Origin of the sequence: Streptomyces sp. NPDC101178 (genome assembly GCF_044767965.1) — a bacterium.
Classification (GTDB): domain Bacteria; phylum Actinomycetota; class Actinomycetes; order Streptomycetales; family Streptomycetaceae; genus Streptomyces.
Genome location: NZ_JBIWOZ010000004.1, coordinates 48,524 through 71,437, shown reverse-complemented (window position 1 = coordinate 71,437; position 22,914 = coordinate 48,524). Strand labels below are relative to the sequence as shown.

21 protein-coding genes are annotated in these 22,914 nt (G+C 72.6%); 13 read left to right on the top strand and 8 right to left on the bottom strand.

The window, feature by feature from the left end; translation table 11 throughout:
- Window positions 1-290: 290 nt before the first annotated feature.
- Window positions 291-2,222 (bottom strand): HtaA domain-containing protein, encoded by a 1,932-nt coding sequence (locus ACIRR8_RS12670; protein WP_404062746.1) that lies wholly within the window; start codon window positions 2,220-2,222, stop codon window positions 291-293.
- Window positions 2,223-2,452: 230 nt separating this feature from the next.
- On the opposite strand from ACIRR8_RS12670, the gene ACIRR8_RS12665 reads away from it, so the two are divergent.
- Together ACIRR8_RS12665 and ACIRR8_RS12660 are read left to right on the top strand one after the other, a co-directional pair.
- Window positions 2,453-3,124, top strand: coding sequence for a HEAT repeat domain-containing protein (locus tag ACIRR8_RS12665; protein ID WP_404062743.1), 672 nt, complete (start codon window positions 2,453-2,455; stop codon window positions 3,122-3,124).
- A 3-nt stretch (window positions 3,125-3,127) separates the two neighbouring features.
- A complete protein-coding gene (locus ACIRR8_RS12660) occupies window positions 3,128-4,132 on the top strand; it encodes a MerR family transcriptional regulator (RefSeq protein ID WP_404062740.1) in 1,005 nt (334 codons plus the stop codon).
- 20 nt (window positions 4,133-4,152) lie between these two features.
- Here ACIRR8_RS12660 and ACIRR8_RS12655 read toward each other — a convergent pair whose 3' ends face one another.
- The 4 genes from ACIRR8_RS12655 to ACIRR8_RS12640 are packed head-to-tail and all read right to left on the bottom strand — an operon-like array spanning window position 4,153 to window position 8,349.
- Entirely contained in the window at window positions 4,153-5,076 is a 924-nt protein-coding gene (locus ACIRR8_RS12655) for a class I SAM-dependent methyltransferase (protein ID WP_404062737.1), read from the bottom strand.
- Window positions 5,077-5,111: 35 nt separating this feature from the next.
- The gene (locus ACIRR8_RS12650; RefSeq protein WP_404062735.1) at window positions 5,112-6,200 is read right to left on the bottom strand and encodes an NAD(P)-dependent alcohol dehydrogenase; all 1,089 of its coding nucleotides are present in this window, start codon (window positions 6,198-6,200) and stop codon (window positions 5,112-5,114) included.
- Window positions 6,197-7,588: an aldehyde dehydrogenase family protein gene (locus tag ACIRR8_RS12645; RefSeq protein ID WP_404062732.1), complete on the bottom strand. Its 1,392-nt coding sequence runs from the start codon at window positions 7,586-7,588 to the stop codon at window positions 6,197-6,199. The genes ACIRR8_RS12650 and ACIRR8_RS12645 overlap by 4 nt, the downstream gene beginning before the upstream one ends.
- 8 nt (window positions 7,589-7,596) lie before the next feature.
- Window positions 7,597-8,349: a (5-formylfuran-3-yl)methyl phosphate synthase gene (locus ACIRR8_RS12640; protein ID WP_404062729.1), complete on the bottom strand. Its 753-nt coding sequence runs from the start codon at window positions 8,347-8,349 to the stop codon at window positions 7,597-7,599.
- Window positions 8,350-8,582: 233 nt separating this feature from the next.
- Here ACIRR8_RS12640 and ACIRR8_RS12635 point away from each other — a divergent pair, with 233 nt between their 5' ends.
- The 5 genes from ACIRR8_RS12635 to ACIRR8_RS12615 all read left to right on the top strand — a co-directional run bounded on the left by ACIRR8_RS12635 (window position 8,583) and on the right by ACIRR8_RS12615 (window position 11,469).
- Window positions 8,583-8,762, top strand: coding sequence for a hypothetical protein (locus ACIRR8_RS12635; protein WP_404062727.1), 180 nt, complete (start codon window positions 8,583-8,585; stop codon window positions 8,760-8,762).
- Between the two features lie 455 nt (window positions 8,763-9,217).
- Complete coding sequence (locus tag ACIRR8_RS12630) at window positions 9,218-9,907, top strand: HemK2/MTQ2 family protein methyltransferase (protein ID WP_404062724.1); 690 nt, start codon at window positions 9,218-9,220, stop codon at window positions 9,905-9,907.
- Entirely contained in the window at window positions 9,891-10,157 is a 267-nt protein-coding gene (locus ACIRR8_RS12625) for a CDGSH iron-sulfur domain-containing protein (protein ID WP_404062722.1), read from the top strand. The genes ACIRR8_RS12630 and ACIRR8_RS12625 overlap by 17 nt, the downstream gene beginning before the upstream one ends.
- A complete protein-coding gene (locus ACIRR8_RS12620) occupies window positions 10,157-11,200 on the top strand; it encodes an iron-containing redox enzyme family protein (RefSeq protein ID WP_404062720.1) in 1,044 nt (347 codons plus the stop codon). Before ACIRR8_RS12625 ends, ACIRR8_RS12620 begins: the two co-directional genes overlap by 1 nt.
- A 101-nt stretch (window positions 11,201-11,301) precedes the next feature.
- Window positions 11,302-11,469: a DUF6381 family protein gene (locus ACIRR8_RS12615; RefSeq protein WP_404062718.1), complete on the top strand. Its 168-nt coding sequence runs from the start codon at window positions 11,302-11,304 to the stop codon at window positions 11,467-11,469.
- Between the two features lie 51 nt (window positions 11,470-11,520).
- Here the strand turns inward: ACIRR8_RS12615 and ACIRR8_RS12610 are convergent, their stop codons facing one another.
- From ACIRR8_RS12610 to ACIRR8_RS12600, 3 genes are all read right to left on the bottom strand, one after another.
- On the bottom strand, window positions 11,521-12,276 hold the full coding sequence (locus ACIRR8_RS12610) for a transporter substrate-binding domain-containing protein (protein WP_404062716.1): 756 nt from the start codon (window positions 12,274-12,276) through the stop codon (window positions 11,521-11,523).
- A 91-nt stretch (window positions 12,277-12,367) separates the two neighbouring features.
- Window positions 12,368-12,877: a DinB family protein gene (locus ACIRR8_RS12605; protein WP_404062713.1), complete on the bottom strand. Its 510-nt coding sequence runs from the start codon at window positions 12,875-12,877 to the stop codon at window positions 12,368-12,370.
- A gap of 60 nt (window positions 12,878-12,937) precedes the next feature.
- Entirely contained in the window at window positions 12,938-15,376 is a 2,439-nt protein-coding gene (locus ACIRR8_RS12600; protein WP_404062710.1) for a polysaccharide lyase 8 family protein, read from the bottom strand.
- A gap of 333 nt (window positions 15,377-15,709) precedes the next feature.
- Here ACIRR8_RS12600 and ACIRR8_RS12595 point away from each other — a divergent pair, with 333 nt between their 5' ends.
- The 6 genes from ACIRR8_RS12595 (at window position 15,710) to ACIRR8_RS12570 (ending at window position 22,911) form a co-directional block, all read left to right on the top strand.
- Window positions 15,710-16,810 (top strand): substrate-binding domain-containing protein, encoded by a 1,101-nt coding sequence (locus ACIRR8_RS12595; protein ID WP_404062708.1) that lies wholly within the window; start codon window positions 15,710-15,712, stop codon window positions 16,808-16,810.
- A gap of 242 nt (window positions 16,811-17,052) precedes the next feature.
- Window positions 17,053-18,360, top strand: a complete 1,308-nt coding sequence (locus ACIRR8_RS12590; protein WP_404062705.1) for an ABC transporter substrate-binding protein — start codon at window positions 17,053-17,055, stop codon at window positions 18,358-18,360.
- A gap of 94 nt (window positions 18,361-18,454) precedes the next feature.
- The gene (locus ACIRR8_RS12585; protein WP_404062703.1) at window positions 18,455-19,447 is read left to right on the top strand and encodes a carbohydrate ABC transporter permease; all 993 of its coding nucleotides are present in this window, start codon (window positions 18,455-18,457) and stop codon (window positions 19,445-19,447) included.
- On the top strand, window positions 19,444-20,364 hold the full coding sequence (locus tag ACIRR8_RS12580) for a carbohydrate ABC transporter permease (protein ID WP_404062700.1): 921 nt from the start codon (window positions 19,444-19,446) through the stop codon (window positions 20,362-20,364). The genes ACIRR8_RS12585 and ACIRR8_RS12580 overlap by 4 nt, the downstream gene beginning before the upstream one ends.
- 56 nt (window positions 20,365-20,420) lie before the next feature.
- Window positions 20,421-21,407, top strand: a complete 987-nt coding sequence (locus ACIRR8_RS12575) for a hydroxyacid dehydrogenase (protein ID WP_404064279.1) — start codon at window positions 20,421-20,423, stop codon at window positions 21,405-21,407.
- 28 nt (window positions 21,408-21,435) lie between these two features.
- Window positions 21,436-22,911, top strand: a complete 1,476-nt coding sequence (locus tag ACIRR8_RS12570; RefSeq protein ID WP_404062697.1) for an HAD-IA family hydrolase — start codon at window positions 21,436-21,438, stop codon at window positions 22,909-22,911.
- Window positions 22,912-22,914: the final 3 nt, after the last annotated feature.

Sequence of the window (22,914 nt, the reverse complement as noted above, 5' to 3'; positions counted from 1 at the left end):
GAACCATTCGCCACTCCTTCCGCACACGTACCCCGTTCGGATGCGGTGAGGCAGGACTGATCGGGCGCGTGTGCCGCGCGAGGAAGGAGGCTGTGGTCAGAGACGATCACGACACCGGCACGCTCCCGGCGGAGAAACACCCACAGAGGCGTACCGGGAAGCGTCGGCCCGCCCGTTCGGCCTACGGGACGTGGCCCGGCGGCGCGGTGAACGGCCGGACGGCCGGTCACCTGCGGGCGAGTTGCCCGCGGTGACCGGCCGTCCGGTGAAGGTGTACGGGCCGACGCGGATCAGCGGACGTCGACGTAGTCGCCGGCGCTCGTGGAGCCCAGACGGGCTGCGGTGGCCTTGAACTCGGCCTTCCAGGTGCCGTCCTTCTTCGCGGTGAAGCCCTTGGTGAAGACGCCCTTGCTGTTCGTCCGCACGGTGGCCAGCCTGCTCCACGTCTTGGAGCCCTTGGCCTGGAACAGGATGTTCACCAACTGGCCGGAGGTGTTCCTCCAGGTACCGTCCAGGCTGCGCAGGGTGCCCTTCGCCGTGATGGTGCGGCCCTTGCGGACCGGCTCCGGGGAGGCGTTGAAGCCGGCGATGAGGGTCCGCAGCTTGACGTCCACGAAGTCGGTGCCGCTGACGGCCGCGGCGCGGTCGGCGGTCCCGGCGTAGCGGGCGCGCCAGGTGCCGTCCGCCTTGGCGGTGACCGAGGTCGCGACGGCACCCTTGGCGCTGGTGGTGACGGTGGCGGCCCTGCTCCAGGTCTTGGCGCCCTTCGCCTGGAACTCGACGACGACGGGCGCCTTGGCCAGCGGGCTCCAGGTGTTGCCGGTGGCACCGGCGGTCTGGAGGGTGGCGGCGATCTTCAGCTTGCTGCCCTTGCCGATCGGCTCGGGAGCGGCGTTGAAGGAGATGATCCGGGCGGGCACGGCGGAGACGGTGAGCGCGGCGGCCGAGGTGGCCGTCTCGGCGGACGCGTTGACGAACACCGCGCGGTAGCGGTGGGCGTTGACGGCGGCGGACGCCTTCACCGACAGCGTGACGGAGGTGGCGCCGGAGACGGTGCTCCAGGTCTTGCCGGCGTCGGTGCTGCGCTCCCAGCGGACCGAGTCGTAGCCGGTCGCGGCGGCCGTGAAGACGGCGTCGGCGCCCGAGCGGGCGGTGCGCGAGGCGGGGTGCCGGGTCACGACCGCGGCCGGGACGGCGGTGCCGAAGTAGAGGGGCTGGGCGACGTCCTGGGCGCGCGAGGGCATCCAGGTCGAGTCGGAGCCGTCGTGCGAGTTGAAGGTGGTGAGGAAGCAGGCGGTCGTGCGGCAGCCGACGGTGGTGGTGCCGGAGGTGAACGTCTCGGTGAGCTTCACCGTCAGGGTGAAGGAGCCGTCGGTGCCGACCTGGCGGACCCAGGCCGCGTTGCCGTAGAGGCTGGGATACGTGGTGCCGGACAGCGCGACCGACTGCGCCAGGTACACCCCGCGGCCGGGCTGGTAGCCGGTACCGACGACGGTGACCTGGGTCTCCTCGCCGAGCCCGGTGACCTGGCTGACGGTCAGGGTGGGGACGCTGGTGGTGCCGGTGATGCCGACCGGGTCCAGCGCCGTACCGGCCGGGTACATCGGCCGGTCCTGGTAGGCGAATATCCGTGCGCCTTCCTCGGTGAGGGAGGTGGCGATGCCGGTCCAGTCGAGGACGGAGCCGCTCAGCGCGCCGGCGGCGGCCTCCAGGGTGGCGAGCGGCACGCCGGCCGTGAGGACGGGGGCCTGACCGGCGGTCAGGTCGGTCGTCACGTCGGCGTGGAGCGTGCCCTTGCCGTTCTTGAGGACGACCCTCGGGTTGGCGAGGGTGATGGCGGTGATGCCGTGGCTGGGCACCGCATAGGTGACCGAGCCGGCGAAACGTACATCGGCGTTCCGCTTGGCGGGGTCCACCGAACCGTGCTTGACCGGGTAGCCGATCAGCCCGGTGGCGTCCTTGGTGGCGCCGCCGGCCACCGTCACCGTGCCACCGCTGCCCGTGACATAGCCGACCCAGGACTTCTTGAAGCCCCAGGAGGAGCCGCCGGAGACCAGGATCGGGGCGGCCGCCGAGGTGGAGCCGGGCTGCTGGTCCGGGGCCTGGTCCGCGGCGGCGGAGACCGGGGCCGCGACCGCCGGTACGGCGAGGGCACCGGTGCCCAGGGAGACGACGGTCAGGGCGGCGAGAGCGGCCAGGTGGCCGCGGCGGGGCATGGACATGCGCTGCATGTCTCCTTCGGGGAGAGGCACGGACAGCTGTGGGGCGCAGCTGTGCCCGGGGTGAATAGGAAAGAAGGGGGATACCGGCTTCTCGCGTGGGGACCCGAAGACGACAGTCGTCATATTAGGTGAGCCTTACCTAAATGTCACCGCCGGGTCGGTGATGCCCGCTGCCGCTTGACCTTGACACCGTGGCAAGGTCTTCACTGCAGGACCAGGAGGTGGTCTCGATGACGGTCACGGGACAGGACACGAATCAAGGACGAGCGCTCCGGGGGCTGGCGGACGACGACGCGTCCGTACGGCTGCGGGCGGCTCTGGCGGCCGGGACGGAACCCGACCCGCACCACCTCGACCCGCTCGTCGAGCGGTGCGCGGTCGAGCCCGAGTTCTTCGTCCGCGACATGCTCACCTGGGCGCTGACCCGGCACCCGGTCACCCTGACGCTGCCCGTGCTGCTCGTCGAACTCCGCTCGGAGCGTACGCAGGCAAGGAGTCAGGCGCTGCACACGCTGTCCAAGATCGGCGACCGGCGGGCCTGGCCCGCCATCACCCGGGCGTTCATGACCGCCGCCGACGACGAGGTGGCGCGGAGCGCCTGGCGGGCGGCGGTCGTACTCGTGCCGGAAGGTGAGGAGCCCGCTCTCGCCGAGGTGCTGGCGACGCAGCTCGGGCGCGGTGAGCTGGAGACACAACGGAGCCTCAGCCGCGCCCTGGTCGCCCTGGGCGAGGCGATCGGGCCGGCCCTGCTCGCCGCGACGACGGCACCCGACCCGCGCGTCCGCGCCCACGCCCTCGCCACGCAACGGCTGCTGCGCGACCCGGACACCGGGTTCACCTTCGCCGTCGAGGAGGCGAAGCGCGTCGTGGCCCTCGGCGGAACGGGCCAGGAGGGACGATGAGGCGTGTTGATCGGTGAGGTGGCGCGGCGGTCCGGGGTCAGTGCCCGCATGCTCCGGCACTACGAGTCGCTCGGCCTGGTGTCCCCTTCGGGCCGCACCGGCTCCGGCTACCGCGAGTACGGCGCGCAGGACATCCGGCGGATCTTCCACATCGAGAGCCTGCGGGCGCTCGGGCTGTCGCTGCGCGAGGTCAAACGCGCACTCGACGACGCGGACTTCACGCCCTCGTCGCTCGTCGAGGACCTCATCCGGAGGACCCGGACACGCATCGCGGCGGAGACCGAGCTGCTCGGACGGCTGGACCGGCTCCACGCGGCGGACCCCGCCGACTGGGAGAACGCACTCCAGGTCGTCACGCTGCTCCAGGCGCTGGGATCCAAGAGCGCCGACGCGCGCCAGCGCGCGGCCCTCTCCTCCGCCGAGGCGGTTCCGGTCCCGGTGGAGGCGCTGGTCGAGGCGGCGCTCGACGAGAGCGATCCGCACGTCGCGGGCGCCCTTCGCTGGGCGCTGGCCCGCTCGGGCGACGGTGCGCCGGCCCTGCTGGCCCAGGGGCTCGGCTCACCGGTGGCCGCCGTCCGCGAACGCGCCGTCCGGTCCCTCGCCGAGCTGGACGGCGGTGCGGTCGTCGGCCATCTCCGCGACGCCCTCGCGCACACCGACCCGGTGGTCCGGGGTCACGCTGCTGTGGCGATCGGGGCCCGCGGCGAGGCCGACGCCGTCCCGGCCCTTCTCGACATGGTGGTCGAGGGCCGGAACGACACCGACGCGGCCGACACGCTGAGCGTGCTGGCGAGCGACACCGCGGCGGCGGACCGGATCGCGCACCGGCTCGTCGAGCGCCTCGCGCAGGGCGCCACCGCAGCGCCCGCACGCGGACGGCTGACCCAGGCGCTGGCGGGCATTCCGGGAACGCGGGCGTCACGGGCCCTCGCGGAGCTGTCGCAGGACGCGGACCGGGCTGTCGCGGTGACCGCCACGTACCTCCTTCACCTGCGCGACCCCGGCTGACGGACGCCCGGGGATGCCGCCTACGAGGTCAGCGTCCACGGCCGCGGCTTGTCCGCGAACACCCAGCGGTTGCCCGCCAGCGCGTCGTTCTCCTCCGGCAGCGGGCCGCGGCCGTGCCGGTGGGTGAAGTAGAAAGGAGTGTGGACGGCGGTGGACCAGCCCTTGTCCGCCAGGTGGCCTGCGGAGTCGGGGCGGGGAGCCAGGTCGAAGAGGCTGAGCAGGTCGATGCCGATCCGTTCCCTCGTGGACGTGTAGAGCGGGCTGTCGCGGTACGCCAGCAGGTCCTTCTCCAACTTGGCCTCGAACGCCAGCGCACTGCCGCCGGCACTGAGCCGGTCGACCGTGTCGATGAGGTACGTCTCGGCTGCCGGAGGCAGGTAGAACAGCAGCCCCTCGACCAGCCAGACGCTCGGCGCGGACGGGTCGAAGCCCGCGCCGGGCAGCGCGCCCGCCCAGTCGTCGCGCAGATCCATCGGGACCGGCACGCGAGCCGCCTTCGGGAGGGCCGAAAGACCGTCGAGCACCTGGTGCTTGAACGCCAGCACCTCCTGACGGTCGATCTCGAAGATCACACAGCCGGCGGGCCAGTCGAGCCGGTAGGCCCGCGCGTCCAGTCCCGCGCCGAGCAGGACCACCTGGCGGACATCCTCCGCGTGGACCGACCGGAGCAGGAAGTCGTCGAGGACCCGTGTCCGCAGCCCGAAGTACCGGGCGAACCGTCCCCACAACGGGTCCCTGTCCCCGTCCGGGACCTCCCCCGGACGGACCGGCCAGCCCTTGGACGCCGGAGCGGCCAGCACGAAGTGCTCCGCGTAGACGTCCTGCGCCAGGCTGTCGGGGCGGTGGGTCTCGATCGCCCGCGCCGCTGCGACCAGCAGAGCCGTCACGCCGACCCCGCCGGCCACGCCTTCCACACCGGTGTTCCGGTGCGCTGTTTCGACCATGTGTGCACTCCCTTGGTACGTGGAATTCGCGGGCTCTACGGAATCAGCACCGGTTTGACCACCAGGCCCGCCTCGCAGTCGCGTTCGGCCTCGTTGATCCCGGCGAGCGGATACGTACGGATCAACTGGTCGAACGGGAACCGGCCGGCCTGCCACAGCCCGGTCAGCCGGGGGATCAGCAGCCCCGGTACCGCGTCGCCCTCGCAGATGTGCGAGAGCCTCCGGCCCTGGTCCAGCGTCCCTGGTTCGAGCGGGAGCGCGGTGTGCAGCCGGGCCACCAGGCCGAGGTGACCGTTCGGACGCAGGGCCCGTAACGCGTCGTTGATCAACCGCGCCGACCCGGTGGTGTCCAGCGCGTACGCCGCGCCGCCGTCCGTCAGCCGCCGGATGCGGCCCGGCAGGTCGGCGGAGTCGGAGTGCACCGGGACGGCGGCCAACTTCTCGGCCAGGGAGAGCCGTTCGGGATGCCGGTCGACCGCCACGGCCACCGCTCCGGCAGCGGTCGCCGCCATGACGGCCGCAAGGCCCACCGCTCCCGCCCCGAGGACCACGACCGTGTCGCCGGGACCGGCACCGAAGGAGTTGAGGACCGCCCCGGCGCCGGTGAGGAAGCCGCAGCCGAGCGGCCCGAGCATGGCCAGGGGGAGTGAGGGGTCGACCCGTACGGCGTTACGGGCCGGGACCATCGCGTACCCGGCGAACGAGGACTGGCCGAACCACCGCGGGGCCAGCGCGCGCCCGGCCGCGTCGGTGAACCGCGCCGCGTGCTCCGGGCGCCCGCCGAAGAGGTTGAGCGCGGCGAACCGGTCGCAGTACGCGGGCGCCCCACCCAGGCAGCTGTGGCAGTGCCCGCAGGAGTCGAAGCTCAGCACGACATGGTCGCCGGCGAGGAGGCCGGTGTCCGGCCCGCCGGTCTCCACCACGACCCCGGACCCCTCATGGCCGAGCACCGCCGGCAGCGGCGAGCGGCCGGCCGAGCGCCGGACGGCCAGATCGGTACGGCACATCCCGCACCCCGCGATCCGCACCAGGACCTCGCCCTCGGCCGGCCCCGCGTTCAGCACCACCTCCTCGACGGCGAACGGGTCCTCGTACGAGCGCAGTACCGCCGCGGCGAACCTCATCGGGCCGCCTCCCGTGGCCGGTGCACGACGAACGGCCGGAGGTTCCCGTACAGGCCCCACGGCCCGCCCGCCACGCCGACACCGCTCTCCTTGATGCCCGCGAAGGGCTGGGCGAGCGACAGTTCGGCGTGGTGGTTGATCCACGCCGTTCCGCACTCCAGCCGGCCGGCCACTTCCTCCGCCCGGTCCAGGTCCGTTCCCCACACCGAGCCGCCGAGGCCGTAGCGGGTGGCGTTGGCCGCCTCGACGGCCTCGTCGAGATCCCCGTACGGCACCACCGGCAGCACCGGACCGAACTGCTCCTCCGTCACCACCGGGCTGTCCGGCGGGACATCGGCCAGGATGGTCGGAGCGTGGAAATATCCCGGCCGGTCCAGCCGGTGACCACCGGCCACCGCCCGCGCCCCTTCCGCCAGGGCCCGGGCCGTGCACCGCTCCACCCGGGCCAGCTGCGCCGCGTTGTTGAGCGGACCGAGCTCCGTACGGGGGTCGAGACCGGCCCCGACCACGACGGTCTTCGCCCGCTCCGCCAGCGCCTCCACCACCTGGGAGTGGAGCCGGGCCGGGGCGTACACGCGCTTGACGGCCATGCACACCTGCCCGCAGTTGCGGAACGCCGCCCACAACAGCCGGTCCGCGATCCGCTCCACATCCACGTCGTCCAGCAGGACGGCGGCGTCGTTGCCGCCCAGCTCCAGCGTGACCCGGGCGAGTCCGGGCGCCGCGGCCGCCGCGACGGCCCGGCCGGTCTCCACCGAACCGGTGAACGTCACATGGCGGATCCCCGGATGGGACGCCAGGAGCGAGCCGAGAGGCTCCCGGCCGGTGACGACCGTCAGCACGCCGTCGGGCAGGGCGGCGGACAGGACGGATCCCAGCAGCCGGGTGGCGAGCGGGGTGAAGGGGGAGGGCTTGAGCACCACCGTGTTGCCCGCGGCGAGCGCGGGCGCGAACTTCGCCGAGGCGAGCTGGAGCGGAAAGTTCCACGGGACGATGGCGGCCACCGGCCCGAGCGACCGCCAGCGGATCTCGCTGTGCACCGGCCGCCCGTCGGCGATCGTCCGCGCCTCGGGAGTCATCCCGGCGAAGTGGCGCAGGCGGGCCGCCGTACGGGCCACCTCCGCGTACGACTCGGCCAGCGGCTTGCCCTGTTCACGGGTGAGGAGGCGAGCGAGGTCCGCCCCGGCCGCCTCCACGGCGTCGGCCGACGCGAGGAGGGCGGTGGCGCGGGCGGCGGGGTCGGACCGCCAGCCCGGCCAGGCCTCGTGGGCCCGGCCGACGGCCTCGTCCAGCTCCTCCGGCCGCTGGTCAGGCGCTTCGTCGAAGGTTTCGCCGGTCGCCGGGTCGATGACGGTGAAGCGTTCACCGCCGGGTTCACGGGGCTCCATGCCGGCGGTCAGCGTGCGGCCACGGCGGTCGCGTGCTCCTGGGCGTGCCGGTCCATCTCCGCCCGGAAGGCGGCCACCAGTCGCGGCTGGATCCTGCCGGCGTTGCGGTCGCCTCCCTCGCAGACCGCCCCGCGTACGCCCACGATGTCCGTCCCGATCCGGGTCAGGGTGGCGAGGTCCTGCGCCTTCACGCTGCCCGCCAGGGCCGCCAGCAGGCCGGCCTCGTGCGCCAGCCGGACGAACTCCCCGCACGCGGCGGGCGCCACGTGGTCGAACAGCCGCGTCCCGTCCTTGATCGCGGTGTCGAGCATCGCCGCGTCGGCGCCGGAGCGGCGGGCGATGTCGGGCAGCGCGAGCGGGTTGACGCAGCCGATCCGATGCGCGTCGGCGTACCCGGAGGCGACGACGAACGCGTCCGGCCGGTAGTCCTTCACGGCCCGCACGACCCCGCGCATCACCTCCACGGCCTGGTCGGGCGTCGTGCACCCGTAGAGGCCGACCTTGATGTACGTCGCTCCGGAGACGGCCGCGCCGAGCGCCGCCTGGGCCACCGTGCCGGGCTTGTACGGCACGTCGCCCACGGTGGCGGAGACCGGCTTGTCCGCCGGGACCGCCGCGCGGATCTCCCTGATGACCCACGGGAAGTTCGCGCCGAGCGAGCCCTCGTCGGGCTTCTTGACGTCGACGATGTCGAGGTGTTCCGCCGCCTTCGCGCACTCGAGAGCCTCTTCGACACCGTCGGGGGAGATGAGAAGCAGCAACGTGGATTCCTTCCACCGCGTGACCACCCGTCCCACGGGCGGGGTGCGCGGATTCGCCGGGATCTTGTGCGGTCGGCTCATCCTGGTCGCGGCCCGTGATCCCCGGCAGGGCGCGAGGGATGGCGAACGGGTCACTGCCGTGACGTGTTCACGCCCCCTTGGTGCGCCCTCGGCTGTCTAACCCCGCGATTCATGGGCACATGGCTCTCACCACACTCGGAAGGGAAACAATCATGCTGGGTATAGCCGCGGCCGTTCTGTTCTTCATCGCCTTCCTGATCAACGCGGCGGACATCTCGACGAACGAGGTGTTCGCATCGACGAACGTCATGCTCATCGGTCTGGCGCTGCTCGCCCTGCATGTGGCAGGCATCGGTTCCGGTCTGCGCACCGGTTCGTCGCGCAGGCGCTGACACACGCGGAACGCCTGGCCGGGCCCGCCCCCGGCCCCCATGGGCCGGGGCGCGGCCCCCCAGGGCAACCATCGTGGACGGGGCCGCGGCGCCCCCCCCGCCGCCGGCCCCGCCCGCGCTGCTTGGGCCTGCCCGGGGGGCGGGTGGGCCCCGGGTTGGTCGCCGCGGGCGGCCCCCCCCGGGGGGGGGGGGCCCGGGGGCCCCCCCCCCCCGGGGGGGGGGCCCCCCCCCCGGCCAGGCGTTCCGTGCTGTCCGGGCCCGCTGCGGCCGCCCTGCCGCCGCCGGGTTTCGCAGGTGTGAACAGATCTGGCAGGCGGACTCGGTACGTCGGCCGAGGCCGGCCCAGCCCGGTCACGCCGCGCGAACGCACGATTGGCGCGCCGGACGGAAGGAGCGGAGTCTTGACGGGTGGTACGACCCACGATTCACGCGTCCGACGCGTGCAGGAGGTATCCGTGACCGCTGCCGTGCCCACGCTGACCACTTCCCCAAGGCGGGGTGCCCGCACCCTGCCCGGCGTCTACGCGCCCCAGCACGACACGCATCTGCTGCTGAGGGCCCTGGCCCGCGAGACCGTGGGCCCCGGAACCGACGTGATCGACCTCGGCACCGGCAGCGGCCTCCTCGCGGTGGCCGCCGCACGCCGGGGCGCGCACGTCACCGCTGTCGACGTCGGCCGCCGGGCGGTCCTCACCGCCCGTCTCAACGCCCGGCTCGCCCGGCAGCGCGTCACCGTCCACCGGGGCGACCTGGCGGACCCGGTCCCCGGCCGGAGATACGACCTGGTGCTCAGCAACCCGCCCTACGTCCCCTCGCCGCTGGGCCCGCCGCCGAGGCGGGGCAACGCGCGCGCCTGGGACGCCGGGCACGACGGGCGCGCGGTGGTGGACCGCATCTGCGACGCGGCCCCGCACCTGCTGCGCGGGAGAGGGGTCCTGCTCATGGTCCACTCCGACCTGACCGGTACGGAGGAGACCCTGCGGCGCCTGTCGAGCGGCGGGCTGAAGGCCGCGGTGAGCGACACGGCGAGCGTGCCGTTCGGGCCCGTCCTGCTCTCGCGGCTCTCCTGGCTGCGCGACCGGGGCCTCCTGGACGAGCACACCGACGAGGAGAAGCTGGTGGTCATCCGTGCCGAGCAGCCCTGAACGTCCTGACCGTCCCGCCCGGCCCGCCCGCGTCACCTTGGGCGCGGACGGGCCCCTGCTGGTGGAGGGGCCGGTCGAGGTGGTCGGCGACGACGGCACCGTGTACACCTCCCGGCGCTTCACCGCCGCGATCTGCACCTGCCGCAAGACCCGCACGTACCCGTGGTGCGACACCAGCCACCGCCGCCGGGTGAAGCCCGAGGACCGCGAGAAGACCGACGCCACCGACCGTACCGACGGAGCCGCCTGATGACCGCCTACCGTGAACCGAGGCGACGGAGCCCCCCGCTGCCCGCCCCGCGTGGACCGCTGTCGGGCGAGGTCATCACCGCCCTGCGCACCGGCGAGCCACCGCGGGACCGCCGGGCCGCCGACGCGGACCCCTTCGGCGACGACCTCCAACTCGCCCTCTACGTCCTGTACGAGCTGCACTACCAGGGCTTCGAAGAGGTGGACGAGGACCACGAATGGGACCCGGCCCTGCTCGGACTGCGCCGCTCCCTGGAGCGGCCCTTCCTCGCCGCGCTCCGCGCGGGAACGCGTACCGACGCGGACGTGGACACGGCCCTGGCCGGACTGCTGGTCGAGCCCGTCGGCGACGACGGCCACAGCGTCAGCCACTTCCTGCATGACGACGGCGAACTGTGGCAGCTGCGGGAGTACGCCGCCCTGCGCTCGCTCTACCACCTCAAGGAGGCCGATCCGCACGCCTGGGTGATCCCACGGCTGTACGGACGGGCCAAGGCGGCGATGGTGGCGGTCGAGTTCGACGAGTTCGGCGCCGGACGGGAGGCGGATGTCCACGCCCGTCTGTACGCCGGGCTGATGAGCGACCTGTCCCTGGAGACGGCGTACGGCCACTACCTCGACGCCGCACCCGCCGATGTGCTCGCCACCGTCAACCTGATGTCCCTCTTCGGGCTCCACCGCTCGCTCCGAGGCGCCCTGGTCGGCCACTTCGCCGCCGTCGAGGTCACCTCCTCACCCGGCTCGCGCCGGCTGGCCGCCGCGCTGAAGCGGGTCGGCGCCGGACCGGCCGCCCAGCGGTTCTACGACGAACACGTGGAGGCCGACGCGGTGCACGAACAGGTGGTACGCCGCGACGTCATCGGCGGACTGCTCGCCGACGAACCGCAGCTGGAACCCGACATCGCCTTCGGCATCGAGGCCACCGGACTGCTGGAGGACCGCCTCGCCGCCCGCCTCCTCGCCGCCTGGCGGAGCGGGTCCACAGCGCTGCGCGCCCCGCTGGACCGACCGCGCCCGCCGCACGGCAGACGTCACCGTACGTGACCGCAGGAGATGCGATCCGGACCGACTCCGGTGACGCTGGGGCTCCGACCGCGCACGCAACACCAGGTTGCCGACGGAGGAACCACGACGGAGGACACCCCATGAACCTGCCCGACACCCCGCTGGAAAGAGCCCGCCGCACCCGCGAACGCGCCGAGGAACTGGGCCGCGCCGCCGACCGGGCGACCGACCCCGAACACCGGCAGCGCCTGCGCGAGAAGGCCCGGCGCCTGCTCGGCGAGGAGCGGGAGGACGGGGAGAGGATCTGAGCCGGGCGGGACACGGCACAGGACGGCAGCCGGGACGGTGAGCGGCACCGCTCAGGACGGCAGCGGAGCCGCCGGGGCCACGAGGGCCCCCTGGACCCCGTGCCGCTCCAGCGCCTCTGCGACGAACCCGCTCGCCTTCATCTCCTCCACGAACGACGCCAGCGCGTCCTGCGCCGCCGTACCCCGGGCGGCCGGGATGGCCATCGCCTGCTGGATCACCATGAAGCGCCCCGGCAGCATCCGTACCCCCGGCGCACGCCGGGCCTCGCCCTCCAGCAACTGGCGGATCCCGGCGGCCACTTCGGCCTCTCCCTCCCGCAGTGCGGCGAGCGCGGCAGGCGCGCCCTGCAGCCGTACGATCTCCGCGCGCTCGATCGCGCGGGTCAGAAAGAGGTCGTAGGCGCTGCCCGCCCCGACCGAGATCCGGGTCCCCTCGCGGTCCACCTGCCCGTTCCCGGTCAGCGCGGACGCCTCGGGTACGAGGTAGCTGCCCTCGATCAGGACGTACGGCGCGGTGAACAGCAGCCCCTCGCTCCGAGCCGGGTCCACGGCGAAGAACCCGATGTCCGCCTTCTCCGCCTTCACCGCGTCCACGGAAGCCGCCGCCTTCTCGAAGACCACGAGCTCGACGTCCACCCCGAGCCGCCGCCCGAACGCGTACGCGAGGTCCACCGAGACACCGGCAGGCTCGCCGCCCGCCGGGCCCCGGCCGGCCAGGATGGGATTGCCGAGGTTGATGGAGGCGCGCAGTACGCCGTCGGGCGCGAACGCGGGAACGAGGGCCGGAGCTATCCGCTGCTGGGTCATGCGCGCGAGTCTACGAGTCCGGTGCGCGGCGACGACGAGGGCAGAGGGCTGGGTCGCGCCTGCCCGCCCCCGCTGCCACCTCCGTACCGCCTCACGCGCCCACCGTCCCGTCCACCCCCTCCCGCAGCAGGTCCGCGTGCCCGTTGTGGCGGCCGTACTCCAGCAGGACATGCACCATGACCATCCGCAGCGAGACCTCCTCGCCCCACCGGGGCTGGTAGCCGGCCACGTCGAGCGAGCCGGCCTCCCGCTCGATACGCCGCGAGGTCTCCACCTCGGCCTCCCACGCGCCGAACGCCTCCGCCCGGGTCGACGCGCTCGCGTCGTACGCGGCCTGGAAGTCGATCTTCTCGGACCAGACCATCGGAGCGTCCCGGTCCTCGAACGTCCGGCGGAACCAGGCCCGTTCCACCTCCGCCATATGACGGACCAGCCCGAGCAGCGACAGGGCCGACGGCTCCATCGACCTCTCGCGCAGCTGCTCGTCGGTCAGTCCCTCGCACTTCATGGCGAGGGTGGCCCGGTGGTAGTCGAGGAAGGCCCGCAGGGTCTCGCGCTCGCTCCCGAAGGACGGAGGTCCTACTCGGTGATCATCTGCCATGGCCGCATCCCTCACTCCGTTGTACCGGCGGTCAGTATCCCCAACCCCCGGCTCCGGCCGTCAGGCCAGCCGCACTTTCACCGTCTGCGTAGCTCCGCGCGTTCCGGAGAGGTCGCCGAACACCAGGCGCAGCGACGATCCGGTGGTCGCCGACGTCACGGTCGACGGCTTCGAGACGACCGCGGAGACGGCCCGGCTCCAGGTCAGCGTCAGGCTCGTCCGCGCGCGCATGGGGTCGCTGACGCAGAGAGTGGCCGTGCCGTCGGTGTGCTCGGTGACCATGACGGAACAAGGAGCGTCTGCGGTGAGCGGCCCGACGCTGCCGCCGAACCAGAAGTTGACGGCGGCCAGCCCGAGCGAAGGGACCGAAACCCCTTGCTGGTCGTCGGTGTTGGCGAGTACCCGCAGCCAGCCCGTGTCGGCGGCCCGGGCGGCGGTGCGCTGTTCGGAGGCGCCGGGGAGGAGCTGGTAGGCGTACGAGGCGTTCGCCGGGTTCTGGCCGTGGTCGAACCAGAGCGTGAGGTAGGTGCGGGTCAGCGTCTCCGTGGAACCGCCGGTGTTGATGTCCCGCCACCGGCCGGACCGGTTCTCGCGCAGCGCCTTGACGGTCGCACCGCCCGGGAAGACATAGCCGCCGTGCCCGCCGAGATGAGCCCAGGAGGCGCCTGTCAGCGTCGCCGACCATGGACGGGTGACGGGTTTCGCCGAGCCGTCGACGGTGAAGGGCGCGTTCCCCGTCGGCCCCAGGTTGCGGTTGTCCACCGTGGTCTCCACCGCCGTACCGTCCTGGCAGCGGACTCCGGCACCCAGGCAGACCACGGTGTCGTCCAGGAAGAACCATGACTTCTTCGCCAGCAGCGTGCTGGACAGCCCCTTGAGGTACTGCCCGACCGCCGCCCGCTTCCTGTCCGTGACCCCGCCGACCCAGTTCACATCCGGCAGTGCCACGCCCCAGTCGCCGCCCGCCCCGTCGGCCAGAGGCTTGCGCGAGGCCGTGGTGCCGGGGAGCCGGTACGGGTCGACGGTGGGCCAGAAGGCGTCGCTGTACTGGCCGTTGGCGAAGGTGTCGCCCCACCAGTAGAGCATCCCGGAACCGGTGTGCCAGCCGCGCAGGTTCTCGCCGTTGCCGGTCTCGTAGTACGTGATCCGCCGGTCCGCCATGGAGAGGGCGGCGGCCCAGCCGGAGCGGCGGTGGGTGGCGCGGGCCATGTCGGGGAAGAGGCGGTGGCCCTCCGGTTCGGGGAGCGGGGTGAGCGAGGTGTCGTCCAGGACGGACTTGAGGCGGGACAGCGCCGTGAGGTTGAGGGACGGATTGTCCAGCGGCGGGCTGTAGTAGTCGCGCTGCGACCACCCCTTCACCAGCGCCCGCCACCGCGCGTTCTCGGCGGCCGACGCGCCCCGGCCGAGCAGCACGATCGAGGCGAGGATCGGATGGCCGCGCCGGTGGTCGTCGACCTCACCGCGGCTGATCGCACGGCCCGCGACGGAGTCCATGACGAGCCCGTTGTAGAGGAACGGCGCCCACGCGTTCTCCACCGCGTCGAACACCACCTGCCGCTTCGGGTCGGTCACCTCCCACGTGGTCCCCTTGAGCAGCGCGAACAGCAGCCCGAGCCCGCCGAGCATCACCGACCCGTAACTGCCGGTGTAGGGCACGGTGGTGTGCTGGATGAACGAGCCGTCGGCGTAGAGCCCGTCGCCCTTGGTGACCAGCGGGAAGACGGGGGAGAGGGCGTCCCGGGCGAGCGCGATCTTGGCGGCGCTCCCGCCGACGACCCCGCGCAGGGCCAGCACCCGGCACAGGTCGACCCGGTTCGCCCCGGTGCTCGTGCCGGTGTACGAGGCGACGGCGGAGTCCGGTACGAAGTGGTCGACGGCGGCGCAGTAGCGCCCGAGCTGCGCCGGGGTCAGGGCGTCGTACATCAGCACGCACACGTCCAGCAGGGCCTGCGGCGCGCCGATCTGCCAGCTGTACCAGTTCCCGTACCGCACCTGCCCGGCCTTGTAGACCTGGCTGTTGAGGTGTTCCAGGCCGGTGACGATCGCGTCGCGCAGACCGGTGTTCCCGGTGAGGCCGGTGCCCTGCTGGCGGAAGGCCTGCGCCATCGTGTTGAGCCGGATGAAGCTCTCGGCCATCTTCGCGGAGAAGCCGTACGACTCGGGGTCGGTGTCCGGGTCGGGGTCGGCGTACACGGCGTCCGGCCAGAGCGCCCCGTCCGCCGGGGCCATGGTGTCCAGCCGGTCACGGGCCTGGGTGCCGAGCGCGGCCAGCCTGCTCTTGAAGGGTTCGGCGGTCGGGCTGAACCCTTCGCCGAGGATCAGCGCGCTCCAGGTGGCGCGGAGTGCGGCGTACGGATCGTCGGCGGAGGCGGAAGGAGAGGCGGCGACGGAGGCGGCGGCAGCGGTGCGGGGTGCGGCCGTCGCGATGGTGCTGCCGCCCGCGGCGGTGAGCACGGCTGAGGTGGCGAGGAACGTCCGGCGGGACCAGGCAGATGTCATGGTGAGCTCCGGGTCGGGTGTCTCGTTTCCGGCGGAACCGGTGCGCCGAGCGCTGACCAGATCCCTGGATCCGACTGTTCTGAGCGGTTCAGAGCGAGCAGGGCACTTTCTAACAGCCATCCGGCAACCCGCTCAATAACTTTGGCCGAATTGATCGTGTTGATCGCTTCAGTGGCGGTGTATGGCCCTGTCCGGGTGCATTGGCGCGTCCACCGCACGGCGGAGGCAAAGCTGCCGGTGGGATCGTTTCGAGCGGATGCGATCGATATGGTTGAGGGGCTGAGCCAGCGCAGCCATCACCGTCACAGCCGTCCCACGAAGCCAAGGGGATCCATGCGACTCCACGTCGACCAGCGCCACGAGCGGGTGCTCCAGCTCGTCCGCGAACGCGGCAGCCTCCGGGTCGCCGAACTCGCCGAGGAACTCGGCATGTCCGCGGTCACCCTGCGCCGGGACGTCGAGACGCTCGCGGCCCAGGGGCTGGTGGAGCGGTTGCACGGCGCGGTGGTCTGGCCCTCCGGCGAGGTGAGGCCGACGCCCTCCGCCGTACCCTCCGCCGAAGGGCTCGTGGTGGGCATGGTCGTGCCGACCACCGAGTACTACTACGCGGACGTCGTGCGCGGCGCCCGGGAAGCGGTGGAGGCCGCCGGCGCGCGCCTGACCATCGGGCTCTCCCGCTACCTCCCGGACGAGGACGCGGCCCAGGCCCGCCGCCTGCTCTCCACCGGGGCCGACGGCCTTCTCCTGACGCCGAGCTGGGAGCGCGGCCACCCGGAACCGGGCGAGGGGCTGTGGGCCGCCGAGCAGGACACTCCGGTCGTCCTGGTGGAGCGCTGGGCCCCGATCGGCCACCCGGCGGCGCGGCTGGACCGGGTGCGCTCCGACCACGCCCACGGTGCGGCCGAGGCGGTCGCGCACCTGGCCGGACTCGGCCACCGGTCCATCGCGCTCGCCGTGCAGGAGAGCCCCACCGCCCCCCGGCTCAGGGACGGTTACGCGGCCGCCGTCGCCGCGCTCGGGTTGAGCCCGGTCGCCGCCTCACCCCTGCAGAGCACGCCCTCACGCTCGGAGGCCGACCGTTTCGAGCGGACTCTGGAGTACCTCTGCGAAGGCGTGGCCGGCGGCGACGTCACCGCCGCGATCGTGCACAGCGACGCGGACGCCATCGTGCTCATCCCGCGCCTCCAGGCCCGTGGTGTGCGGGTGCCGGAGGACCTGGCGGTGATCGCGTACGACGACGAGGTGGCGAGCCTGGCCGACCTGCCGCTCACCGCCGTGGCGCCGGACAAGCACGGGGTCGGTGCGGCGGCGGCGAGGCTCCTGCTCTCCCGGCTCGGCGTGCCCGGCGAGGCCCCCGCCGCCCGCCGTCACCTCGACCTCCTGCCCACGCTGCGCGTCCGGGTCTCGTGCGGAGCGGCTGCTGCCCGCGCCTGAGGTGACGCGCCCTCCGCCGTCGTGAGCGCACTCCGCCACCGGCCGTGCCCCGGGCCAACAGGCCCATGGGGTACGGCTTTTCGCGTGCTCCGACTCGCCACGCGAAGGCGCCGCACCCTCACCAGTTGGTGATCGATTCGATTGAATCGGTCATTTGCTCTTGACGGTGATCGGTTCTGCGCAAAATGATGTGTGCCGTTCGCCTCATCTCCCGCAGTTCGAGGTCCCGTAGGAGCCGGCCCATGCCCTGTACGCACCGCACCACCCGCCTCGCCCTCGTGGCGTCCGCCGCCGCACTGGCCCTGCTCACCACCGCCTGCGGTGGCGGCTCGGACGCCGACGCGTCGGGTCCCGGCGACGGCAAGCCCGTCACGCTCACCTACTGGTCGGCCACCGCGGGCGCCAAGGAGACGGCGGACGCGTTCAACAAGACGCACCCGGGCATCAAGGTGAACTTCTCGCTCGTCCCGGCCGGCCCCGAAGGCGTCACCAAGCTCTCCAACGCGGTCAAGGGCGGCAACGCCCCCGACATCGCCACCATGGACTACTCCGCCCTCCCCGAGTACGCCAGCGAAGGCAACCTCGAAGACCTCACCCCCACCTCCGGCGAGCTGGTGAGGAAGGAGTTCCCCGAGGCCGTCCAGTCCCTGGTCAACCTCGGCGGCTCCACCTGGGCCGTCCCCTTCGACGTGACGCCCATCCAGCTCTACTACCGCAAGGACCTCTTCAAGAAGTACGGCGTCGAGACGCCCACCACCTGGGCGGACTACCGGAAGGCCGCGGAGAAGATCCACCGGGGCGACCCGGACCTCACCATCACCAACTTCGGCGGCGGCGACCCGGCTCTCCTCTCCGGTCTCGCCTGGCAGGCCGGCGCCCAGTGGTACGGCACGAAGGGCGACGCCTGGAAGGTGGACATCGACGAACCCGCCTCGCGGAAGGTCGCCGCCTACTGGGACGGCCTCCTCAAGGACGGCCTCGCCTCCAGGACCCCGCTCTGGGGCGAGGGCGAGACCAAGGAGCGCGCCACCGGCAAGGTCGCCACCATCATCGGCGCCGCCTGGAGCGCGGGCAACTTCCCCGTCAGCTACCCGGACAGCAAAGGCAAGTGGGGCATAGCCCCGCTCCCGACCTGGGACGGCACACCGAGCACCGGCATGTACGGCGGCACCTCCTACATCGTTCCCAAGGGCAGCAAGCACACCGAAGCGGCCGCCGAGTTCATCAAGTGGGTCACCACCGACCCCAAGGCCATGACCGCCCGTCTCAGCTCCCTCAAGACCCCGAGCAGCGCCCTGCCCGCCAACGAGGGCATGCGGGCCGCCGCGGCCAAGGAGTTCGACAACTCCTACTTCGGCGACCAGGACGTCTACCGGCTCGCCGGCGAGGCCGCCGACACCATCGTGCCTGGCTGGAGCTGGGGTCCGGTGCAGCAGCAGGTCACCTCGGCGCAGATGGCCGCGGGCGGGGACCACACCAAGATGCTGAGCGCCGGACAGGCGAAGGGCGAGAGCGCGGTCACGGACCGCGGCCTGAAGCTCGACAAGTAGTCCGGCGTCCGGGCGCGGTACGGAAGGCGATCCCCTTCCGTACCGCCCCGCCCCGGCACCCTCCCGCCCGCCCAACCCGCCGAAGGAGCACCAGGTGGCAGCCCCACTCACCCGGCCGGCCAAGACCCCACCACCCGAGGCCGCACCGCCGTCCGCCGGCCCCGCCGGACCGGCGGAGCGCCGAGCCGCAGGCGGTCCCGGCGCACGGCATGGCCGGCGCCGGGCCGTCGCCCTGTTCACGGTGCCGTTCTTCGCCCTCTTCACCGCCGTCACCGTCCTGCCGATGCTCTACGCGGCCTGGATGAGCCTCTTCCGCGAGGAGTCCTCCGGCCTCGGATTCGGCGGCACCGAACGCGTCTTCGCCGGATTCGGCAATTTCACCGAGGCCCTGGGCAACGAGGCCTTCCTCCGCTCCTTCGGCCACATCGCCTTCTACTGCGTCCTCTACATCCCGGCCATGGTCGGCGGCGCGCTCATCCTCGCCCTGCTCGTCGACTCGGCCATGGCCCGCGCCCGCCGCTTCTTCCAGATCGCCTACTTCCTGCCGCACGCGGTGCCGGGCCTGATCGCCTCGCTCATCTGGCTCTACCTGTACACACCGGGCCTCAGCCCGGTCACCGACGTGCTCGACGTACTCGGCGCCAACTGGAACTTCTTCGGCCAGGACGAGGCGATCTACTCCGTCGTCAACATCTCCGCCTGGCAGTGGACCGGCTACAACATGATCATCTTCTACGCCGGGCTCCAGGCGGTCCCGCGCGAGGTCCTGGAGGCCGCGACCGTCGACGGCTCCGGCGCCCTGCGCACCGCCCTCCAGGTCAAGGTCCCCATGATCCGGCCCACCGTCGTGCTGACCCTGCTCTTCACCTGCGTCGGCGCCATCCAGCTCTTCGACGCCCCCAAACTCGTCCAGCTCCGGGCCAACACCATGGGCGAGGACTGGTCACCGACCATGTTCATCTACACCGCGGCCTTCAAGGGCCACGACTACGGCCTGGCCGCCGCGAGCTCCCTCATCCTCGCCCTCGTCGCCGGCCTGCTGTCCTTCGTCGTCACCAAGCTCGGCAACCGGTGGAAGGCATCATGAGCACCCAGACAGCCACCCCCGACGCACCACCCGCCCTCGCGCCCGCACGCCGGCCGTCCCCGCCCCGGCGCCCCCGGCGTACCCAAGGGCTCACCTCGAAGGTCGCGGTCAACGCCGTCCTGGCCGTCGTCGCCGTCTACACCCTGATGCCGCTCACCTGGCTGCTCATCGCCGCCACCAAGAACTACCGCGACCTCTTCGCCACCAACCCGTTCAGCCTCGGCGACTTCCACCTCCTGTCCAACCTGGACGCCCTCTTCGCGTACAATGACGGGCTGTACGGCCGCTGGCTGCTCAACAGCCTCCTCTACACCCTGGTCGCGGCCGTCCTCTCCACGCTGGTCTCCGTCGCCTGCGGCTACGCCTTCGACAAGTACGCCTTCCGGGGCAAGGAGAAGCTGTTCGGCGTCGTCCTCGTCGGCGTCCTCATCCCGTCCACCGTCGTCCAGCTCCCGCTGTACCTGATGGCCTCGGAGCTCGGCCTCGTCGACACCTACTGGGCCGTGCTCATCCCGAGCCTGGTCAACCCGTTCGGCGTCTACCTGGCCCGCGTCTTCTCCGAGGGATACGTACCGGGCGAGGTCCTGGAAGCGGCCCGGGTGGACGGGGCGGGCGAGCTCACGACCTTCACCAAGGTCGCCCTGCCGATGCTCGCGCCCGGCTTCGTGACCATCTTCCTCTTCTCGTTCACCGCCAACTGGAACAACTTCTACGGCGCGCTGATGATGCTCAACGACGAGCGGCTCTACCCCGTCAACCTGGGCCTGTTCATGTGGAACCAGAACGTCTACCAGCAGCCCGAGCTGTACCCCCTGGTCATCATCGGCTCCCTGGTGGCCGTCGTCCCGCTGATCGTCGCCTTCCTCTGCCTGCAGCGCTTCTGGCGCTCGGGCCTCACCGCAGGAGCCGTCAAGTGAGCCGCCCCGCCACCTCCTCCAGCCGGCCGCGCACCCGACCCCGTACCGTCCTCGCGATGAGCGGCGAGACCCGCGACGCGATCCTCCGCCCGGAGGCGCTGGAGCGCCTCGCCCGGGTCGCCGACGTCCAACCCGCGCTGGTCGTCACCGACTTCGACGCCGACGACCCGGCACAGCGCGCGGCGCTCCGGGACACAGAGGCGCTCTTCACCGGATGGGGCTGCCCGCGCCTGACCGCCGAGGCCCTGAGCGCCATGCCCCGCCTGCGGACCGTCGTGCACGCGGCGGGCTCGGTCAAGCACCACATCACCCAGGACGTCTGGGACCGGGGCATCACCGTCTCCACGGCTGCCACCGCCAACGCACTCCCGGTCGCGGAGTACACGGTCGCGGCCGTCCTCTTCACCAACAAGCACGTCCTGGAGAGCGCCCGCGTCTACCGGGATTCCCGGACCCGGGTCAACCTCCTCACCGCGTTCCCGTCCATCGGCAACTACCGCCGCACGGTGGGCATCGTCGGCGCCTCCCGCATCGGCCGGCGCGTCGCAGAGCTGCTGCGCCCCTTCGATCTGCGGGTCCTCGTGCACGATCCGTATCTGGACGAGGAGAGCGCGCGGGCTCTCGGCGTGGAGCTGACGCATCTCGACGCGCTCGCCGCCCAGAGCGACGTGGTCACCCTCCACGCTCCCGAACTCCCGCAGACCCGGCACCTGTTCGACGCCGGACGCCTCGCGCTCATGCGGGACGGCGCGACGCTCGTCAACACCGCACGCGGTTCACTGGTCGACACCGACGCGCTGGTCAAGGAGCTGACCACCGGCCGTCTGAACGCCGTACTCGACCACACCGAGCCCGAAGTGCTGCCCGCCGAATCGCCGTTGTACGACCTGCCGAACGTGCTGCTCACCCCGCACATCGCGGGCTCGCAGGGCGGTGAGCTGCACCGGCTGGCGGACGCGGCGGTCGACGAGCTCGAACGGTACGCGCACGGGCTGCCGTTCGCCCACGCGGTGGACCCCAGCACCCTCCACCAGCAGGCCTGACCCCCGACAGATCCCCGGAAGGCACCCCATGCCCCGCGCCCGCCGCGTGCTCGTCGTCGGCATCGACGGTGTACGCCTCGACACCCTCGGCCGCGTCCCCACACCTCACCTCGATACGGTCGCGAACTCCGGATTCCTGGCCCCCGTGACGGTCGCGGAGTCCACCCCCACCATGTCCGGCCCGTGCTGGGCGACCATCGTCACCGGTGTCCGCGTCACCAAACACGCCGTGTGGTCCAACGACTTCACCGGCCACCGCCTCGGCGTCTTCCCGGACTTCGCCACCCGGCTGGCCCGCCAGGACGGCCGCCGCACCTTCGTCGCGGCGGCATGGGAACCGCTGCTCACCGTGGCCGACGGCGGCCCGCTGTTCTGCCGCCCCACCCGCCTCACCCACCACGCCCCGGCCGCCGACGCCCCGCAGGCCTGGGAGGACGCCGACGAGGCCACCGTGCGCGACGCCGTCGCCGTCCTGACCCACGAAGACCCCGAGGCCTCCTTCGTCTACCTCGGCGCCCCGGACGAGACCGCCCACCACCTCGGCTGCGGAAAGGCCTACGAGGAGTCCATCACCTCGGCCGACCGCCGCCTCGGCCGCCTCCTCACCGCGCTGCGCGAGCGCCCGACGTACGAGGGCGAGGCTTGGACCGTCCTCGTCGTCACCGACCACGGGCACCGGGACGAGGGCGGCCACGGCGGGACGAGCGAGGCCGAACGCACCGCCTGGCTGGCCTGCGCGGGCCCGGACATCACGGCGGGCGCCACTCCCGTACGCCCCGTCCGGCACGAGGACGTGGCCGCCCAGGTGTACGCCGCGCTCGACCGGACCCCCGACTCGCACTGGACCCTCGACGGCACCGCAGTGCCGACCCTGCCGCAGGCCGTCCTCCTCGACATGGACGGCACATTGGTGGACACCGAACCCCTCTGGCTCGAAGCCACCCGTGAGGTCGCCGCCGCCCACGGCCACACCCTGACCGACGAGGAGGGTGCCGGAGTCCTCGGCCGCACCTGCGCCGACACGGCGGCCTACCTCGCGACGCTGAACCTGCGGGCCGCCGGCAACGCGGCCCTGGAAGACGACCTGGAGGACACGTTCCTCACGGCGGTCGGGAAGGGGGTACGGCTGCGCCCGGGCGCCCGCGACCTGCTGGAGCGGCTGGCCGAGCGGGACGTCCCCGCCGCCCTGGTCTCGGCCTCCCCGCGCCGGGTCGTGGACGCGGTGCTCAGGACGCTGGGCGCCGAGGCCTTCCGTACGGTGGTGGCGGACGGCGAGACGGACCGCTCCAAGCCCCACCCGGACCCGTACGTCGAGGCGGCGGCGCGCCTCCGGCTCCCGCCCGCCGCCTGCCTGGTGGTCGAGGACAGCCCCACCGGCGTCGCGGCGGCCGAGGCGGCGGGCTGCCGGGTGGTGGCCGTGCCCTCCGCGATCCCGATCGACGCGGCACCGGGCCGCAGGGTGCTCGGCGGCCTGACGGCGTTGCTGCACGCCTGGGGACCGTAGGCC

Coding starts and splice junctions, on each gene's coding strand:
- ACIRR8_RS12670 (WP_404062746.1), bottom strand. CDS start 2,222: ATGTCCATGCCCCGCCGCGGCCACCTGGCCGCTCTCGCCGCCCTGACC.
- ACIRR8_RS12665 (WP_404062743.1), top strand. CDS start 2,453: ATGACGGTCACGGGACAGGACACGAATCAAGGACGAGCGCTCCGGGGG.
- ACIRR8_RS12655 (WP_404062737.1), bottom strand. CDS start 5,076: ATGGTCGAAACAGCGCACCGGAACACCGGTGTGGAAGGCGTGGCCGGC.
- ACIRR8_RS12650 (WP_404062735.1), bottom strand. CDS start 6,200: ATGAGGTTCGCCGCGGCGGTACTGCGCTCGTACGAGGACCCGTTCGCC.
- ACIRR8_RS12645 (WP_404062732.1), bottom strand. CDS start 7,588: ATGGAGCCCCGTGAACCCGGCGGTGAACGCTTCACCGTCATCGACCCG.
- ACIRR8_RS12635 (WP_404062727.1), top strand. CDS start 8,583: ATGCTGGGTATAGCCGCGGCCGTTCTGTTCTTCATCGCCTTCCTGATC.
- ACIRR8_RS12620 (WP_404062720.1), top strand. CDS start 10,157: ATGACCGCCTACCGTGAACCGAGGCGACGGAGCCCCCCGCTGCCCGCC.
- ACIRR8_RS12615 (WP_404062718.1), top strand. CDS start 11,302: ATGAACCTGCCCGACACCCCGCTGGAAAGAGCCCGCCGCACCCGCGAA.
- ACIRR8_RS12610 (WP_404062716.1), bottom strand. CDS start 12,276: ATGACCCAGCAGCGGATAGCTCCGGCCCTCGTTCCCGCGTTCGCGCCC.
- ACIRR8_RS12605 (WP_404062713.1), bottom strand. CDS start 12,877: ATGGCAGATGATCACCGAGTAGGACCTCCGTCCTTCGGGAGCGAGCGC.
- ACIRR8_RS12600 (WP_404062710.1), bottom strand. CDS start 15,376: ATGACATCTGCCTGGTCCCGCCGGACGTTCCTCGCCACCTCAGCCGTG.
- ACIRR8_RS12595 (WP_404062708.1), top strand. CDS start 15,710: ATGCGACTCCACGTCGACCAGCGCCACGAGCGGGTGCTCCAGCTCGTC.
- ACIRR8_RS12590 (WP_404062705.1), top strand. CDS start 17,053: ATGCCCTGTACGCACCGCACCACCCGCCTCGCCCTCGTGGCGTCCGCC.
- ACIRR8_RS12580 (WP_404062700.1), top strand. CDS start 19,444: ATGAGCACCCAGACAGCCACCCCCGACGCACCACCCGCCCTCGCGCCC.
- ACIRR8_RS12575 (WP_404064279.1), top strand. CDS start 20,421: ATGAGCGGCGAGACCCGCGACGCGATCCTCCGCCCGGAGGCGCTGGAG.
- ACIRR8_RS12570 (WP_404062697.1), top strand. CDS start 21,436: ATGCCCCGCGCCCGCCGCGTGCTCGTCGTCGGCATCGACGGTGTACGC.